The sequence below is a fragment of the Roseibium alexandrii DFL-11 genome (assembly GCF_000158095.2).
Lineage (GTDB): Bacteria > Pseudomonadota > Alphaproteobacteria > Rhizobiales > Stappiaceae > Roseibium > Roseibium alexandrii.
The window spans coordinates 2,112,149-2,127,884 of sequence record NZ_CM011002.1 but is presented as its reverse complement, the minus strand read 5'-3'; the positions used below and the strand labels follow the sequence as shown (position 1 = coordinate 2,127,884).

At 57.1% G+C, this 15,736-nt stretch carries 15 protein-coding genes; 13 read left to right on the top strand and 2 right to left on the bottom strand.

Annotation, left to right across the window (positions count from 1 at the left end; all coding sequences use genetic code 11):
* The 12 genes from SADFL11_RS09785 (at window position 1) to SADFL11_RS09730 (ending at window position 12,623) form a co-directional block, all read left to right on the top strand.
* Window positions 1–756, top strand: coding sequence for an HAD-IIB family hydrolase (locus SADFL11_RS09785; RefSeq protein ID WP_134852970.1), 756 nt, complete (start codon window positions 1–3; stop codon window positions 754–756).
* Between the two features lie 70 nt (window positions 757–826).
* The gene (locus SADFL11_RS09780) at window positions 827–2,152 is read left to right on the top strand and encodes a glycosyltransferase (protein WP_208981192.1); all 1,326 of its coding nucleotides are present in this window, start codon (window positions 827–829) and stop codon (window positions 2,150–2,152) included.
* A 130-nt stretch (window positions 2,153–2,282) separates the two neighbouring features.
* Window positions 2,283–2,537, top strand: coding sequence for a PepSY domain-containing protein (locus tag SADFL11_RS09775; protein ID WP_008188822.1), 255 nt, complete (start codon window positions 2,283–2,285; stop codon window positions 2,535–2,537).
* Between the two features lie 59 nt (window positions 2,538–2,596).
* Entirely contained in the window at window positions 2,597–3,265 is a 669-nt protein-coding gene (locus SADFL11_RS09770) for a response regulator (RefSeq protein WP_008191570.1), read from the top strand.
* Window positions 3,255–4,685 (top strand): ATP-binding protein, encoded by a 1,431-nt coding sequence (locus SADFL11_RS09765; RefSeq protein WP_008192676.1) that lies wholly within the window; start codon window positions 3,255–3,257, stop codon window positions 4,683–4,685. The genes SADFL11_RS09770 and SADFL11_RS09765 overlap by 11 nt, the downstream gene beginning before the upstream one ends.
* 166 nt (window positions 4,686–4,851) lie before the next feature.
* The gene (locus tag SADFL11_RS09760) at window positions 4,852–5,289 is read left to right on the top strand and encodes an RT0821/Lpp0805 family surface protein (protein WP_008190530.1); all 438 of its coding nucleotides are present in this window, start codon (window positions 4,852–4,854) and stop codon (window positions 5,287–5,289) included.
* Between the two features lie 169 nt (window positions 5,290–5,458).
* A complete protein-coding gene (locus SADFL11_RS09755) occupies window positions 5,459–6,940 on the top strand; it encodes a hypothetical protein (RefSeq protein WP_008195528.1) in 1,482 nt (493 codons plus the stop codon).
* A 112-nt stretch (window positions 6,941–7,052) separates the two neighbouring features.
* Window positions 7,053–8,189 (top strand): c-type cytochrome biogenesis protein CcmI, encoded by a 1,137-nt coding sequence (gene ccmI, locus SADFL11_RS09750; protein WP_008191412.1) that lies wholly within the window; start codon window positions 7,053–7,055, stop codon window positions 8,187–8,189.
* A 63-nt stretch (window positions 8,190–8,252) separates the two neighbouring features.
* Complete coding sequence (ccmE, locus tag SADFL11_RS09745; protein WP_008189241.1) at window positions 8,253–8,702, top strand: cytochrome c maturation protein CcmE; 450 nt, start codon at window positions 8,253–8,255, stop codon at window positions 8,700–8,702.
* A 64-nt stretch (window positions 8,703–8,766) separates the two neighbouring features.
* Entirely contained in the window at window positions 8,767–10,755 is a 1,989-nt protein-coding gene (locus SADFL11_RS09740; protein WP_008191036.1) for a heme lyase CcmF/NrfE family subunit, read from the top strand.
* A gap of 13 nt (window positions 10,756–10,768) precedes the next feature.
* Entirely contained in the window at window positions 10,769–11,260 is a 492-nt protein-coding gene (locus SADFL11_RS09735) for a cytochrome c-type biogenesis protein (protein ID WP_008193622.1), read from the top strand.
* A gap of 127 nt (window positions 11,261–11,387) precedes the next feature.
* Window positions 11,388–12,623 (top strand): bifunctional alpha/beta hydrolase/OsmC family protein, encoded by a 1,236-nt coding sequence (locus SADFL11_RS09730; protein ID WP_040451746.1) that lies wholly within the window; start codon window positions 11,388–11,390, stop codon window positions 12,621–12,623.
* Window positions 12,624–12,644: 21 nt separating this feature from the next.
* Here the strand turns inward: SADFL11_RS09730 and SADFL11_RS09725 are convergent, their stop codons facing one another.
* On the bottom strand, window positions 12,645–13,724 hold the full coding sequence (locus tag SADFL11_RS09725) for a DUF2336 domain-containing protein (protein WP_008192692.1): 1,080 nt from the start codon (window positions 13,722–13,724) through the stop codon (window positions 12,645–12,647).
* Window positions 13,725–13,939: 215 nt separating this feature from the next.
* Complete coding sequence (locus SADFL11_RS09720) at window positions 13,940–14,941, bottom strand: DUF2336 domain-containing protein (RefSeq protein ID WP_040451747.1); 1,002 nt, start codon at window positions 14,939–14,941, stop codon at window positions 13,940–13,942.
* A gap of 104 nt (window positions 14,942–15,045) precedes the next feature.
* Between SADFL11_RS09720 and SADFL11_RS09715 the strand changes: the two genes are divergently transcribed.
* Complete coding sequence (locus tag SADFL11_RS09715) at window positions 15,046–15,708, top strand: glutathione S-transferase (RefSeq protein ID WP_209002777.1); 663 nt, start codon at window positions 15,046–15,048, stop codon at window positions 15,706–15,708.
* The last annotated feature ends 28 nt before the right edge of the window (window positions 15,709–15,736 follow it).

Below are 15,736 nucleotides of genomic sequence, written 5' to 3'. Positions count from 1 at the left end.
GTGCGCGCGGAAAACGACAACGCGAAACCGCTTCTACTCGTGTCGGACATCGATGACACGCTGACGGGTGACCCGGCCGCACTTGATCGGCTGTGGCAGGTTCTGGAACGGCACCGCGGCCGGCTCAAGATTGCGCTCAATTCCAGCCGTCCGGCCGGCAGTGTGGATGAAACGCTCAGGTCCTATTTTCCGCAGTCCTTTGCGCCGGACGCTGTGATCACCGGTTTGGGAACAGAAATCCGGCTTCAAGGAACATTGCTATCTTCCTGGTCACGTCAGTTCGATGCCTGGCCGGATGTTCAAATCCGTGAAACCGTCCTGAAGATGGGCTACACGCAGCACGAGCCGGTGTTTCAGACACCGGGCAAGGCGAGTTTCGCCGTACCGGGGCCGCAACAGGCGGATCTGGTCATCCAGCGCCTCAATGACGCCGGGTTTTCCTTCAAACATATTTTTTCCGGCAAGAGCGATCTCGATATTCTGGCGCCAGAGGCGGGCAAGGACGCTGCCATGCGCCATCTGGCAGACCATCTCGGGATCGCCTTGCAAGACACGATTGCAGCGGGCGACTCCGGGAACGATCTGGCCCTGTTTGAAGCTGCCGGCAAAGCCATAGCTGTTGGCAACGCCCGGCCGGAACTGTTGGCTGCGATGCCGAAAGACAAGACTTATCACGCCGCAGCTCATCATGCGGCCGGTGTTCTGGAAGGATTGGCTGCATTCAATGCCATTCCACAGTCAGACGTTGAAAATTAGTTTGAGCCTTACACTTAACTCAAGAACACACGGCTAAATCAAAAGGAATTTGCCTGGGAAAGACGGAGACTTGAAACACAACAAAGGTTGGTACGACATGAACAAGCAGAACATTGGTTCGCTTCTGATGATTTCCCTGCACGGCTACGTGGCTGGAACGCCGGAACTCGGCAAGCCGGACACGGGCGGGCAAGTGGTTTTCGTCCTGGAACTGGCCAAAAGGTTCGCGCGACTTGGCTACCGCGTTGATGTGATGACCCGTCAGTTTGAAGACCAGCCGGCCGAAGACATCATCAACGACAACCTGCGCGTGGTTCGGATTCCCTTCGGCGGCAAAGACTTCATCCGCAAAGAGGACATGCACGACTGGTATGGTGATTTTGTCACCAATGCGCTGGCCATGATCCGGCATCGCGGGCTGCAGTATGACGTGATCAACTCGCATTACTGGGATGCCGGTGTTTCGGGTCAGAAGATTGCCGAAGAACTTCAGATCCCGCACATCCACACACCGCACTCGCTTGGCTGGTGGAAACAGCACGACATGGAAGGCGCAGATGCCGCCGAGATGGCCGGATACCGGTTTGATGAGCGGATCCAGAAGGAATTTGTGCTCTATCGCAACTGTGACCATGTGATTGCGACGACCGAACAGCAGGTCGATCTCATTGCCGAACACTATCAACTGCCCAAGGATCATATTTCCATGATTCCGCCAGGTATTGATGAGGCCCGCTTTACACCGGCAACGCCGTCACGCGTGGCCTCAGTCCGGCAGAAGCACGATCTTCGCGAGACTGATATTTACGTTGTCGGGCGTGCTGCGGAGAACAAGGGCTATGACCTGATTATCGAGGCGCTCCCAAGCCTCTTGAAGATGCAGCCGGAGGCCCGGCTTGTGCTGGCAGCAGGTGCAAATTCTGACAGCGACAATGCGCTTTTGGGTCAGTGGAAACAGCGGGCATCCGAGTTGGGCGTTTCGGACAAGATCAGCTGGCGCGGATATGTCGCCGATGAGGACCTCGCCGATTTCTACCGCGCGCCCGGTATTTTTGCGCTGCCGTCCCGGTACGAACCCTTCGGCATGACCGCTGTGGAAGCCATGGCCTGCGGAACACCGACGGTGGTGACCATTCATGGGGGGCTGTTTGAGCAGCTGGAGTTTGGCCGCCACGCACTCGTTGCCGATCCGAAACGCCCGGAAGAATTTGCGGCCATGTTGAACATGCCCATGCAGTATCCGTGGGTGCGGGAGACCTTGTCAGTGGAAGGGGCTCGGTTTGCCCGCCGTGTCTTCGGCTGGACCGGGATCGCGCGGCGCACACTCCAGGTGTTTGACCATTTCAAGGGGCGTTACGACGATCTTCAGACGGATGAACTCACCCTGGCGAACTGACCGGATATACCTTTAAGTCTGCGCGCAAGTTGAACTGTTTCCCTGTGATCTGAAAAACGGTTCAGCTTGCGTTCAGCTTGGTTTGGTTACACCTTGCGCATCAACTTCTGATGTCATGAGGATTCGACTTGTGAAAGTCTTTGCTACCGTCCTGTTGTTGTTTTTTGCCGCGACCGGTCTTGCCAGCGCAAACTGCTTGTCGCAGGCCGAAGCGCGTGCCGTGGTCGCCAGCGGCCAGGCGCAGCCGCTCGGCGCTGTAGCCGGTCAAGCCGGTGGCGAAATCATCAAGGCGCAGTTGTGCCGCCAGGGTGGTGGATATGTGTATGTGTTGTCTGTTTTAAAGAACGGACAGGTGACCAATGTCACAGTCAACGCCAATCGTTGACCGGTATACCCTGAGCTTATCAAGCTCCCGACGTTCCCCCAGCCAGCAAATGAAGACCCATGCGCCTGCTAATTGTTGAAGACGACAAAGACCTGAACCGCCAACTCGTGACCGCTCTGGAAGAGGCAGGCTATGTGGTAGACAGCGCGTTTGACGGCGAAGAAGGACATTTCCTCGGAGACACCGAACCGTATGACGCGGTTGTGCTCGATCTTGGACTTCCAACGCTGGATGGCCTCTCTGTCCTGGAAAAATGGCGCCGCGACGGGAAGACAATGCCTGTTCTGATCCTCACCGCCCGTGACCGCTGGTCCGACAAGGTGGCCGGAATTGATGCCGGTGCGGATGATTACGTCGCAAAGCCCTTTCACATGGAAGAAGTTCTGGCGCGCGTTCGGGCTTTGGTTCGCCGGGCTGCGGGCCACGCCTCTAACGAACTCACCTGCGGCAATGTCCGGCTGGACTTGAGAGCTGGCCGCGTCACGGTGGATGGCTCGCCGATCAAGCTCACCTCCCATGAATACCGGCTCTTGTCCTACCTCCTGCACCATCAGGGGAAAGTTATTTCCCGGACGGAGTTGACCGAGCACCTCTACGATCAGGATTTCGACCGCGATTCCAATACGGTCGAGGTTTTTGTGGGCCGTCTGCGCAAGAAGATCGGGGCTGAAATGATCGAAACCATTCGCGGCCTCGGGTACCGTCTGGGAGAGGCCCGTGACGAGTGACAGCGCGGAAGGTGCAGCTGAACCGGCTCCGAAGCCCGTAAAGCCGCAGCGATCCCTTGCCGGCCGTCTCGTTCTGGTGGCGGCCGTATGGTCGACGCTGGCACTTGCGATTGCGGGTGTGTTTCTTGTCAGCCTCTATCAACGGGCCAGCGAGCGCTCGTTTGATGCCCAGCTCGAAATCCATATCAAAGCGCTTGTTTCGGAGATGCTGGAAACAAGCGACGAGACCGTTTTGCGCGCAACGCCTCAGGTCCAACAGCCGACTTATCTGGGCGATCCGCGGTTTTCTTTGCCTCTGTCCGGCTGGTATTGGACCGTTCGCCAGGCAGATACAGGAACGGTTCTCTATGCATCTGAATCTCTGGTTGGAGATCCACTCGCAGTGCCTGCATTGGCGGAGGCCGATACTGGAGCCGGTTTTGTTGCTGGACCGACAGGCGATGAAATCCGGGTCATGCAACAGCGTATCGCCGTTGGGGAGACGCCTTACGTCATCGCTGTTGGGGCTGCGACCGCAGGCTTTTGGGCCGATATCCGCGAGTTCGCACGCCTCGCCGCACTGACGCTTCTCATCGTAGGGCTTGGACTGGTTTTGGCCACGTTTCTCCAGGTCCGTGTCGGGCTAATGCCTCTGGTACGATTGAGGTCTTCGCTAAGCGCCGTGCGCCAAGGGGAGGCAGAGCGGATCGACGAGGCTTTGCCGCGTGAGATCGCACCGCTGGCTGTGGAACTGAACTCGCTTATCGGCTCCAATAAGGAAATCGTCGAGCGGGCCCGGACCCATGTCGGCAACCTTGCACACGGTCTCAAGACGCCACTTTCCGTGATCTCCAATGAAGCCCGCGCATCGGAAGGCCCACTGGCGGAGAAGGTGATCGAACAGACCGAGGTGATGTCGACCCAGATCCAGCATCATCTGGAACGGGCCCGGATGGCGGCACAACGGCGGGTGATTGGCGTGTCTTGCGAAGTCCAGCCGGTTTTGGACAGGCTCGTGCGGGCGATGAATAAAATTTACCGGGAACGGGATGTGCGCCTTGATGGCCTTCAAGATGCCAAGTTGCGGTTCCGGGGCGAGGGGCAGGACCTTGAGGAAATGTCCGGCAACCTCATCGACAATGCCTGCAAATGGGCAAAATCTGCGGTGCAGGTGACGGCAACTCCCATCGCGGACGCATCCAGCGCCCGTGGGATGGTCGAAATCCGTGTCGAGGATGATGGCCCGGGCTTGTCTGAGGAGCAATGTGCAGAAGCCGTCAAGCGCGGCCGCCGCCTGGACGAAACGGTCCCCGGAACTGGGCTCGGCCTCTCGATTGTTGCAGATTTGGCAGCGCTTTACGGAGGACGCCTGGAACTCGGGCGGTCTTCAATGGGTGGATTGAGGGCGCGTTTGATCCTGCCCTTGCTTGGCGATAGCTGATGCCCTAACGGAATGGTTTGCAGATTTTTAAATCGCCTGTGATCACATGTGATGCAGGTCACAGGCAATGTTTCTATATCGTGGCCAAGTTCGGCCACAAAGTCACGTTACCACTGAGTCGCTTCCCGGGGACTTGGTCCACAAAGCCGATTTGGAGACTAGGTGCATGAAATTGCGCAGCGCCCTTTGTTTGCTCACAGCCACTCTTTTGGGAGGATGCTCCATCGCATCCGGTGCAAATGGTGTTGGTGGTTGGGGGTCGTCTTTCGGCGATCCGAGGGGCAGCGTCTCGGGCACGGAAGCAAGTGCCGCCATCTCCGTTTTGGTGAACAATGAATTCGGTGAAGCGCTGGAACCCTCTGACAGGCGAGCTGCGGAACAGGCACAGGACCGGGCACTGCGTGCCCGCGGTGTTGGTGTGTCGGTTGCTTGGCAAAATGACCGGACGGGCCGCAGTGGCCGTGTTCTTCCCGGGCCTGTCTATTCCGTGAATGAAACCGAATGCCGCGAATTCACCCATGAAATGGTTCTCCAGGGCCGTGTTCTCCAGGCGCGCGGCACAGCGTGTGAAATGGATCGTGGTGACTGGAAGGTTATCGGCTAAAAGCCGGGCAGTCTTTCCGAAACACACCTCTGAATTCTTTCAATAATCCTGAAATAGCAAGTGTTCGCGGCAATTCGTGTCGCGTAACGGCATCGTGTTTTCTACATACTTGTTTAAGGTTCGGCGTTTACCATCACAAAAGAAACATTGGCTGCCGTAGATCTCGTGAATGACACAGCTGGACCAGCTACAAGCTAAAATCAGGACCTATCTTAGCAGCCTCAGTCCGAAGGCGATTGAGGCGCTTGTGCGCAATCTTGAGCGTGCGAAGGCCCAGGCCGATGCGGATCCGAATATTGAGTTGGTGCTTAACTCAGCCCTTGCAATCCTGCGAAAACCGACGACACACCCTCTCGATACAGAAGGCAATGAACATCGGCGCGGTCAAATTCAACGGATGTTCTTCACCTCACTCGACGGTTTCCTGATCGACGAGTTTCTTCCAAATCGTCAGGAAGGCCGCATCCATCGCGGCATGTTGAACAAGGTTTGGAAATGGCTCGGCCGGGACGTCATGCCGACGGACGTTCAGCTCGTGCTTGAGCAGGCGGGCAATGCCGCCGTCAGCGGCGAACGGGTTGATGGTTTGGTACAAGCCCTCAGAACCCGGTCTGCGGACGCGATCGGTGAAGCCTTGAGGCGCGGTGAAATCGATGACCGCGAACACCGCCGCATGGGGATCGAGCTTGGCGGTGAGCGCGGCATTTCCGAGCTGCGCGACATTCACAAGGTCTTCTCATCCGAGCGTTGGCTCATGCCGTTTCTGGAAGCCATGCCCGACAGGATCAACGAACGGCGCTTAAAGCAGGACCACGATGTCCTGCGCATGGTTGATAAGTGTTCCGAGCGTTTTCCGGACCATCTTCCACTGGTCGCCGCCGCTCTTGTCGACCGCGCTGACAAGCCTTCGGCCTTGTGTGCGTTTGCAGGCCGGCTTGCCGGAGATGACGATCCGAAAGTGATCGCAGGGTCGCAATTCGCCCCCTTTGTTGATGTGGTGATGAGCGAGGCCGAACGCCTGAACATCCTTGCAGTGGATCACCGCAACAACAATCCCGATCCGGTGGCTTTTTCAAACGCGCTTTCCGACTACAACTCGCTGGTCCGGGGAATCGAGCGCGATGTCGATTTGACCGTGACGGGCAAGTGGCACAGCCGGCTGGCTGACACAAAACGCAGCATTTCCGATGTGGTGACCAGGGAACTGCACAATGCGCATACGGCAGTCCGCCGTGCCCTGCAGGTTCCAAAGCTGGATGATGACGGCAAGTTGATTTTGGACCAGACGGCAATCAATGACGCAGTACGGGCTGTGCGGGTTGTCAACATGGTGCGCCATGGCTCTGAGACGTTTGCAGTCAATGATATCAGCAAACGCACGCGCCAGACCGTCGAGCAGACACTCGAAATTGTGACCAGATCTTTGATTACCGATCTTGGCAAGGCAAAAAGCCCGCAACTGGAAGCGCATCAGGCAGCCGCCGATGTTGCGATCATGTTGTCGGAAATCTATTTCGGTGCGGAGTATGCCGACCAATTGCGGCGCAGCCGCCATGCGGCGCTTGCAAAGGCCAAGACGCGGGCAGGCGATGAAACCGCCGCCGCTACACCGGAGCGCCGGTTGATCAACAAGGCCCTGAAACGCGCTTGATTCCGAAGCTCTGGATGACGCGTTGAGTGCAGTTCGCAGGTTTTAGGCCGCGACCGCCAGTCACACACGCATTTACTTGCATTTCGACACATTCGGTTGTCTATATGCATCCATGATTTTTTGGATCCTAATCTCGGTTTTGACCGCGCTGGCGGCCCTTTCTGTTCTTGTTCCGCTGACGCGGTCGCGGTCCTCTGTGGAGGAAGCCGCAGCGCAAGCTGATGCAGCTGTTTACAAAGAACAATTGGCAGCAATTGATCGAGACTTGTCGGACGGCCTGATCGACGCAGAAGCGGCTGAAGCGGCCCGTACCGAAACAGCGCGCCGCTTGCTCTCCGTGCATGACCGGAAGGACGAGTCACGCCCGGTAACCGTCTCGAAACTTCGGATCCGATCCGTTCAACTCATTGCGCTCGTGGCGTTGCCGGCAGCTGCCCTTGGAACATATCTCGCTCTCGGATCGCCCGACCTTCAAGACCAGCCACTTGCTGCGCGTTTGTCGGCCCCCGCTGATGAGCAACCGGTCGAACTGCTGGTTGCCCGGGTTGAACGCCACTTGGCGGAAGACCCCGAAGACGGTCAGGGCTGGGCTGTGATTGCACCGGTCTATATGCGGATGGGCCAGCCGGATTCCGCAGCACGTGCCTATTCCAACGCGATCCGGATTCTCGGTTCAAGACCGGACTGGCTGACGGACATGGGTGAAGCCATGACCGTGTCCAATGAGGGTGTCATTACCGAACTGGCGCGGACGGCCTTTCAACAGGCCGTGGATCTGGAGCCGACGGCAGTGAAACCGAGGTTCTTTCTTGCTCTGGCGCTGACCCAGGAAGGAAAGAGGGATGAGGCCATCAATGCTTGGCAGGCCCTTCTTGAAGGGGCTGATCCTCAGGCGGCATGGGTGCCAGTCGCGCGGCGGGAATTGGCTGGTTTGACCGGAGAGACACCAGAACTGCTTCCAGCTCTGAGAGGTCCAAGTCAGGCCGATGTCGAGGCTGCCGGTGAGATGAGTGACGATGATCGCCAAAAGATGATCACGACCATGGTCCAGGGCCTTGCCGCACGGATTGATGCCAATGGCGGAACTGTTGCAGAATGGGGCCAGTTGATGCGCGCCTATATGGTCCTAGGTAAACGGGACGAAGCGTTCGACACCTATCGGCGCGCTGAAAAAATTTTCGCGGAAAGACCGGCCGAATTGGCCAGGATCAAAGACGCGGCAGTCACTCTGGGGTTGAGTGGGTCATAGACAACGCGGCAAAATCCTTGAGGGGCGGGAGCTTGCTGTCAGGCAACGTTAGACGGAACTAAAATGACTCGGAAACAACGGCGTTTTACACTGATCGGATCCGCGGGGGCCGTTCTGGCGCTTGCACTTGGATTGATCCTGTTCGCGCTGAATGATCAAATCGTTTTCTTTCAAAGCCCAAGCGATATTGCGAGCCAGCAAATCCCTGAAGGGCAGAGAATTCGGCTTGGTGGACTGGTCGAAGACGGGTCTGTCGAGCGCTCTGATGACGCAAACGTGAAATTCCGCGTGACCGATACCGCGCATTCTGTGGCGGTGACTTATCAGGGCATTCTTCCGGATCTGTTCCGTGAAGGGCAGGGCGTTGTAACCGAAGGCGTATTGACGCCAAGCGGGATTTTCGTTGCCGACAGCGTCTTGGCCAAGCACGATGAGAATTACATGCCCAAAGAAGTGGCGGAAGCTCTGAAGGATCAGGGCCATTGGCAGGGCGGAGAGGGCGCTGCCAACTAATGCTGTCAGGCTGAATGCCTATGACGCAGCCAAAGACATAACCTGAGGGATGGGACGCAGGACAATGTTGGTCGAACTCGGACATTACGCTCTGGTATTGGCGTTTGCTTTGACACTGGTTGTGTCAGTGGTGCCGTTATGGGGAGCCTTGAAAGGCGATGGCCGCCTCATGGCAGTCGCCACACCGGTCTCCGTGACCGTCTTCTTTCTGGTTCTTGTGTCGTTTGCGGTTCTGACCGTGGCTTACGTTGCTTCGGATTTTTCCGTCGTGAACGTTTATGAGAACTCGCACTCCGCAAAACCGCTTCTTTTCAAGATCACCGGTGTCTGGGGCAATCATGAAGGCTCCATGTTGCTCTGGGTGCTGATTCTGGTCTTCTTCGGAGCTCTGGTCGGGGTATTTGGCGGCAATCTTCCGGATGATCTGAGAGCCACCACGCTGGCTGTTCAGGGCTGGATTTCCGCCGGTTTCCTGCTGTTCCTGCTGGCAACGTCAAACCCGTTCAACCGTTATGAAAATCCGCCAATTGAAGGCAACGACCTCAACCCGATCCTGCAGGATATTGGCCTGGCGATCCACCCGCCGTTGCTCTATGTCGGCTATGTCGGTTTCTCGATCACCTTCTCCTTTGCTGTCGCTGCGCTCATTTTGGGACGTACGGACGCGGCCTGGGCTCGTTGGGTCCGGCCGTGGACACTGCTGGCCTGGAGCTTCCTGACACTCGGCATCGCTATGGGCTCTTATTGGGCATACTACGAGCTCGGCTGGGGCGGCTGGTGGTTCTGGGATCCGGTCGAAAATGCATCCTTTATGCCGTGGCTTGCCGGCACGGCGCTGCTCCACTCCGCGATCGTTATGGAAAAACGGGAAGCGTTGAAGGTCTGGACGGTGCTTCTGGCGATCTTCACGTTCTCGCTGTCGCTGCTGGGCGCCTTCCTGGTCCGCTCGGGTGTGCTGACATCTGTTCATGCATTTGCCACTGATCCCTCGCGTGGCGTGTTTATTCTCGGGCTCCTGTGCCTCTTTATCGGCGGCTCGCTGTCGCTGTTTGCCTGGCGTGCACCGATGCTGAAACAGGGCGGCCTGTTTGCCCCGATCAGCCGGGAAGGCGGACTGGTTCTCAACAACCTCTTCCTGACGGCGGCCACGGCCGCTGTTCTGGTCGGGACGCTGTATCCGCTGGTGCTGGACGCAATCACCGGCGAAATGATTTCGGTTGGTGAACCGTTCTTCAATCTGACCTTCGGACCGTTGATGGTGCCGCTCCTGATGGCTGTTCCGTTCGGGCCAATCCTGGCCTGGAAACGCGGGGATCTTCTGGCAGCCTCACAGCGGCTCTATGCGGCGTTCGGACTTGCGTTGCTGATGACCCTGTTCACCTTCTGGCTCTGGGGCATGGAGCGGGTTCTTGCCCCTCTCGGTGTCGGACTGGCGGTCTGGGTAATGGCCGGGGCAATTTCCGAAATCGTCACACGGGTGAAGTTCTTCGAAATCGGTCCAAAACGCGGTTTTGCGCGTCTCTATGGTCTTCCAGGCTCTGCCTGGGGAACTGCCACCGCCCATTTCGGCATCGGCGTCACCGTGCTTGGCATTGTGACATCCTCTGCGTTCCAGGAAGAGCAGGTCCGGACAATGCGGCCCGGCGATACGGTGAACGTCTCTGGATATGAGCTGACTTTTGACGGCGCGGTGCCGCGCCGCGGGCCAAACTTCGTTGAAGAGGTCGGGCACTTCACGGTTCGTGAAGGTGGTGCATTCGTTGCCGAGATGAAGCCGTCCAAACGGGTCTATACAGCGCGCCAGATGCCGACCACTGAAGCGGCAATTCATACGACTGGCTTTTCGCAGGTCTATGTCTCCCTAGGGGAACGGCGCAATGACGGTGCGGTGGATGTCCGTGCCTATTACAAGCCGCTGATCACGCTCATCTGGATCGGCTGTGTGATCATGGCGCTTGGCGCGGCCTTCTCCATGGCGGACCGCCGCTTGCGGGTTGGGGCTCCGAAACCGGCTACCAAACGCAAACAAACTGCCAGCGTTCCGGCGGAATAGGAGACTGATCCCGATGAAACGGCTCCTTGCCTGTCTTTCGCTGGTCTTGTGTGTCCTTTCAGGGCCTGCGCTTGCCATCTCACCGGATGAAATCCTGGAGGACCCGGCGCTGGAGACGCGGGCCCGGGCCTTGTCGGCCGAGCTCCGCTGCATGGTCTGTCAGAACCAGTCAATCGACGACAGCGACGCGCCGCTCGCCAAGGACCTGCGGGTTCTGGTGCGCGAGCGTCTGGTCGCCGGTGACACGGATGCGCAGGTGATTGATTTCCTGGTCGACCGGTACGGCGAATTTGTTCTTTTGAAGCCACGGTTTGCTTGGCACACGCTCTTTCTGTGGGCCGCCGGGCCCCTTGCTTTGATCGCGGGGATTGCCGCCATTGTCATCACACTGCGCCGCAGACAAACGACAGCTGCTGCGGCGGGAGAAAACCAGCCGGCGCCGAAATTGTCTGCGGAAGAAGAAAAGCGCTTGAAAGTGCTGCTGTCTTCAAAAGATCAGAGCTGATCCGAACGGCATTCGCTCGGAACATCTTGTGCGAACGCACTGGTCACGGCCTTGACACCAAGGCGTGACTTGTTTGCCTTTAAGCTCTCCTTACCTGTGCAGGGAAACAAGACTGGAGGGCCGGGCGTTGGCACAACAAGCACAAAAACTGGAATTTGAAGGATCGCAAGGCGCGCACCTTGCCGCGCGGCTTGATCTGCCGGCTGGGCCCATCCGCGCCTTTGCGCTGTTCGCCCATTGCTTCACCTGTTCGAAGGACATCGCAGCCGCGCGACACATCGCCGGCGCGTTGAGCGCAGAAGGCGTTGCCGTTTTGCGGTTCGACTTTACCGGACTTGGCGGCAGCGGCGGCGATTTTTCCTCAACCGGGTTTTCCTCCAATGTCGAAGACCTGAAGGTCGCGGCGGATTTCCTGCGCAAGAACTACGAAGCTCCGCAGCTTCTTATCGGCCATTCGCTTGGCGGCGCGGCTGTTCTGTCTGTCGCCAAAGACATCCCCGAGGTGCGTGCGGTCGTCACGATTGGTGCCCCATCTGAAGCGGGTCATGTCGTGCATAATTTTGCCCATGCGATCGATGATATTAAGGAGCAGGGCGCCCTAGAGGTTGATCTTGCCGGTCGGCCCTTCACCATCCGGCGCGAGTTTCTGGCAGACCTGGAACGCCAAGCTGTGCTCTCGCACACAGCAGAACTCGGAAAAGCACTTCTGGTCATGCATGCGCCGCTGGACGAAACGGTCGGCATCGACAATGCCGGCGAAATCTTTCTCGCCGCCAAGCACCCAAAGAGCTTTGTGTCGCTGGATAAGGCCGATCACCTGCTGTCCCGCAGTCAGGATGCCGAATACGCAGCGAAAGTTATTGCCGGATGGTCCAGCGGCTATCTGGATCCGATTGTTGAACCGGACGCCAGTGCGAAAGGCGACGGCGTGGAAGTCGTCGAAACGGGGCAGGGCAAGTTTCAGGCACTCGTCGCCAGTGGACATCACCGGCTGATTGCCGACGAACCGGAAAGCTATGGCGGTTTTGACAGCGGCCCGTCGCCCTATGGGTATCTCTCTGCAGCGCTTGGTGCGTGTACGGTCATGACGCTGCGCATGTATGCCGACCGGAAGGGGCTGGACATCGACCGGATCGGGACGACGGTGTTGCATGACAAGGTCCATGCCGCTGAATGCGAGGACTGTTCGGAGGAGCAGAAAACCCGCGGTGGCAAAATTGACCGTTTTGAGCGGTTGATCACGCTGGAGGGCGATCTCGATGCAGCAACCCGGACACGATTGCTCGAGATCGCGGACAAGTGCCCCGTTCACAGGACGCTGGAAGCCGGGGCTGCTGTCGTCACCCGCGAAGTTGAAGCCTGAGCGCTGCTATGTCATTTCAAGTTACGCCGCTTCATCGCTAAGCGTGGCCAGCCGGATTTTCATAAACGACAACAAGCGACGGGCGTCGCGCGATGACAGCGTTTGATAATCTGCTACCCAGTTGTCGACAGTGGTTGCCGGTTGCTTGTTTTGAACTGTCCTTGCTTTCGAAACCGCCCTGTACTCGGCCTCAGTCAGATCAAGTGCCTTGCAAAGAACAGCTGCGCCGGCGGCGTCGTAGCGCAGAAGCATGTTCGTCACATATTTCTGCTCAAGCCCGGCCATTTCGGACATAAGGAAACAGATCTCGAACAGATTGTTGGACAATGCCAGTTGGGTGATTGCCTTGCCCAAGGTCGATTCTTCGTCCCGGATGTCCTTGAGCATGACCTTGGCGTTGATGCGCGATGCCTTGCGCTGAAGTGTTGTTGCAGTGACAGCCCGGCTGGCTTTCTGGAAGAGCTCGTGGACAAGCTCCTCGTTCTGATGACGCAAGCCTCGAATGACGTCTTGCTGCTTTGGTGGCATGTGGCTAATGAGTTTTTCCAAATCAGCTTCCGTGATGTCCGATCGTTCGATCATGGAATCGCGGATGGTCTCATCGCTCTCGGCCAGTTTAACGAGGATACGGGCTCCCCACTTTGAAATCTCTGCACCGGAGTTGGCGGCAACGGAACGTTTGACTGGCTGCTCGCCGCGCTCCAGCAAGACATCCGTTACGTTGGACTCCAGATGGTGCCTTTGAGAGATCGCCAACAAATGATCTTGGCCCATGGTCTTGGCGAGTTTGAGAATATCATCGTTCTGAAGGGCTTCTGATGTCGTAAGCATGGGCCGGGCAATATCGATCTTCTCCCGCGCAAGCGATACCGCCAACCCGCGCGAGGCCTTGCGGACGGGCGCCAGCTTTTCTGAGATCTTTTTCTTTTGCTGCTGCTCCATCAACGGCAGCATATTTTCCAGCAGCAGATTGAAAAGGGCGATCTCTTCGACCTGATAGCTGTCGGCGCCTTTGATAAAGAGCTCGGTTACATGATGAGCGAGCTTGTGTCGTTTTTCAGGTGTGGTGTTGTTGGCAAGTTCAATAAGTTTTTCAAGCATTGGGTGCACGCCTACTGTGGGAGTAGGATAAATAACGTGCCGTGAGTTTATAGAACGCTAAGGAGCCTAAGTAATCTCGAGTGTTAATGGTGTAATTATAAATAACAATGAAAATAATTACGACTATCTATTGCTGGCGGGCAAGCAGTGGAACTTAACCGCCCGGAACCGGCCAATATAGATGCTCTGCAAAGGAAGACTGGAACTGAAGCAGGTCAGGCAGCTTCGGCGCGTTCGGTTGCCTTGAGCTTGATTTTCATCAGGTTCAACAGCCGGCGGGCATCGGTATCATCCAACATGTGGTAATTGGTCAGCCATTTGCTGCCGGTGCTCTCCGGAAACTTCAGATGCTTGCAACGCTCCTTGCAGATTGCCTGGAACTCCTTGGCACCAAGGCCCGTTGCCCGGCAGATGGTCGCAATCCCGGTGCTGTCGAACCGGACCATAAGGTTGTGGACATACTTCAACTGCATGCCGGAGAAGAAGGAAAGCAAGGCGACCACATCGAAGAGATTGTGTTCCACACTGCACTGGTAGACAGCCTTGTTGAGCGTGGTCTTGCCCATCTTGATGCCCATGACCCAGGCTTTCGGGCTGATTTTGGACGGGCGGCGTTGAAGTTCACTGCCGGCGGCAATTTCACCATCGTCCTTGAAGAGGTCTTCCAGAAGCTCTTCGTTGGACTTGCGCAGGTGGCGGATCCGGTCGCCCATCTGTTTGGGCATGTCTTTGACCAATGCCTCAAACTCCGGCATCTCGATCTCTGCGCCAAGATTGCAGGCAACGGTTTGCTTGACGTCCTTGTCTCCGCGCGAAATCAGGATCTTGGTCACGTCTTTACTGACGTGATCGCGTTTGGCGAGCGCGAGGAGAAAATCCTGGCCCTTGGTTTGGGCCAGCTTGACGATGTCTGCTTCGGAAAGCGAGGTGGAGCGCTCCAGAACAGCCTGGGCGATCGGGATTTCCTCGTTCGCAAGGGCTGCAGCAAGGGTTGAGGACATGGCAGAGACGTCTGCCAGCTTGTCTGACATCTCCTGCTTGGCGTCGTCGCCAAGAGACGTATAAACGCCTTCCAGCATGGAATTCAGCAACTTGGTTTCTTCGGAGGAGGTGGTAGCGTCATCACGCACCGCGAGCAGCCCGGTCATATGAGCTGCCAACTCGTGCTTTTTCTGCGAAGAGCTTGCCTTTGCAAGTTTAAGAAGCGAATCGTCCATAACAAATCCTACCAACAGCAATTATTGCTGGAAGTTGTAAAAAAAGATCTAAGCAAGGCGTTCCCCAAGGGCAGATACGCGGGCTGCTTGACCGCGGAGAGCGGATGCGCGATGGGAACGTTATGACCGACCAGCCAATACTCTATTCTTTCCGGCGCTGCCCTTACGCGATGCGGGCAAGGCTCGCATTAATGTCCAGCGGATTGACCGTGGAATTGCGGGAAATTGTTCTGCGCGACAAGGCACCTGAATTTCTGGAAACATCTCCTTCTGCAACGGTTCCGTGCCTGAAGTCGGGTACGCAGGTGATTGATGAAAGCCTCGACATCATGGTCTGGGCATTGGAGCAATCTGACCCGGACAATTGGCTTAAACCGGAAACGGGGAGTCTGAACGAGATGCGTACCTTGATCGCAACTTGTGACGGGCCGTTTAAAACCAATCTGGATCGATACAAATACGATACGCGGTATGCTGATGCGGACAAGACGTCCGAGCGGTCAGCGGCCTCTGAGTTCCTGAAAGAGCTGGACCGGCGGCTCGATGGCTCCGCTTGGCTGTTTGGAGCGCGGCCTTGTTTGGCAGACTTTGCGATTCTGCCCTTCGTCAGACAGTTTGCGAATGCGGACCGCGACTGGTTCGATTCTCAAGACTGGGAAAACCTGAAAACGTGGCTGGTGACTTTCGAGAAATCCGACAGGTTCGCGGCCATCATGCCGAAGTTTTCCAAGTGGGAAAACGGTGATACGCCAATCTTTTTTCCGTGATTTGTCAGATATTTAAGCTGTTGTCCGG

What these genes read in the sequence shown, in the direction of transcription:
- SADFL11_RS09740 (WP_008191036.1), top strand. Translation starts at nt 8,767, where the DNA reads ATGTTGGTCGAACTCGGACATTACGCTCTGGTATTGGCGTTTGCTTTG.
- ccmI (WP_008191412.1), top strand. Translation starts at nt 7,053, where the DNA reads ATGATTTTTTGGATCCTAATCTCGGTTTTGACCGCGCTGGCGGCCCTT.
- SADFL11_RS09755 (WP_008195528.1), top strand. Translation starts at nt 5,459, where the DNA reads ATGACACAGCTGGACCAGCTACAAGCTAAAATCAGGACCTATCTTAGC.
- SADFL11_RS09715 (WP_209002777.1), top strand. Translation starts at nt 15,046, where the DNA reads ATGCGCGATGGGAACGTTATGACCGACCAGCCAATACTCTATTCTTTC.
- ccmE (WP_008189241.1), top strand. Translation starts at nt 8,253, where the DNA reads ATGACTCGGAAACAACGGCGTTTTACACTGATCGGATCCGCGGGGGCC.
- SADFL11_RS09770 (WP_008191570.1), top strand. Translation starts at nt 2,597, where the DNA reads ATGCGCCTGCTAATTGTTGAAGACGACAAAGACCTGAACCGCCAACTC.
- SADFL11_RS09735 (WP_008193622.1), top strand. Translation starts at nt 10,769, where the DNA reads ATGAAACGGCTCCTTGCCTGTCTTTCGCTGGTCTTGTGTGTCCTTTCA.
- SADFL11_RS09760 (WP_008190530.1), top strand. Translation starts at nt 4,852, where the DNA reads ATGAAATTGCGCAGCGCCCTTTGTTTGCTCACAGCCACTCTTTTGGGA.
- SADFL11_RS09720 (WP_040451747.1), bottom strand. Translation starts at nt 14,941, where the DNA reads ATGGACGATTCGCTTCTTAAACTTGCAAAGGCAAGCTCTTCGCAGAAA.
- SADFL11_RS09725 (WP_008192692.1), bottom strand. Translation starts at nt 13,724, where the DNA reads ATGCTTGAAAAACTTATTGAACTTGCCAACAACACCACACCTGAAAAA.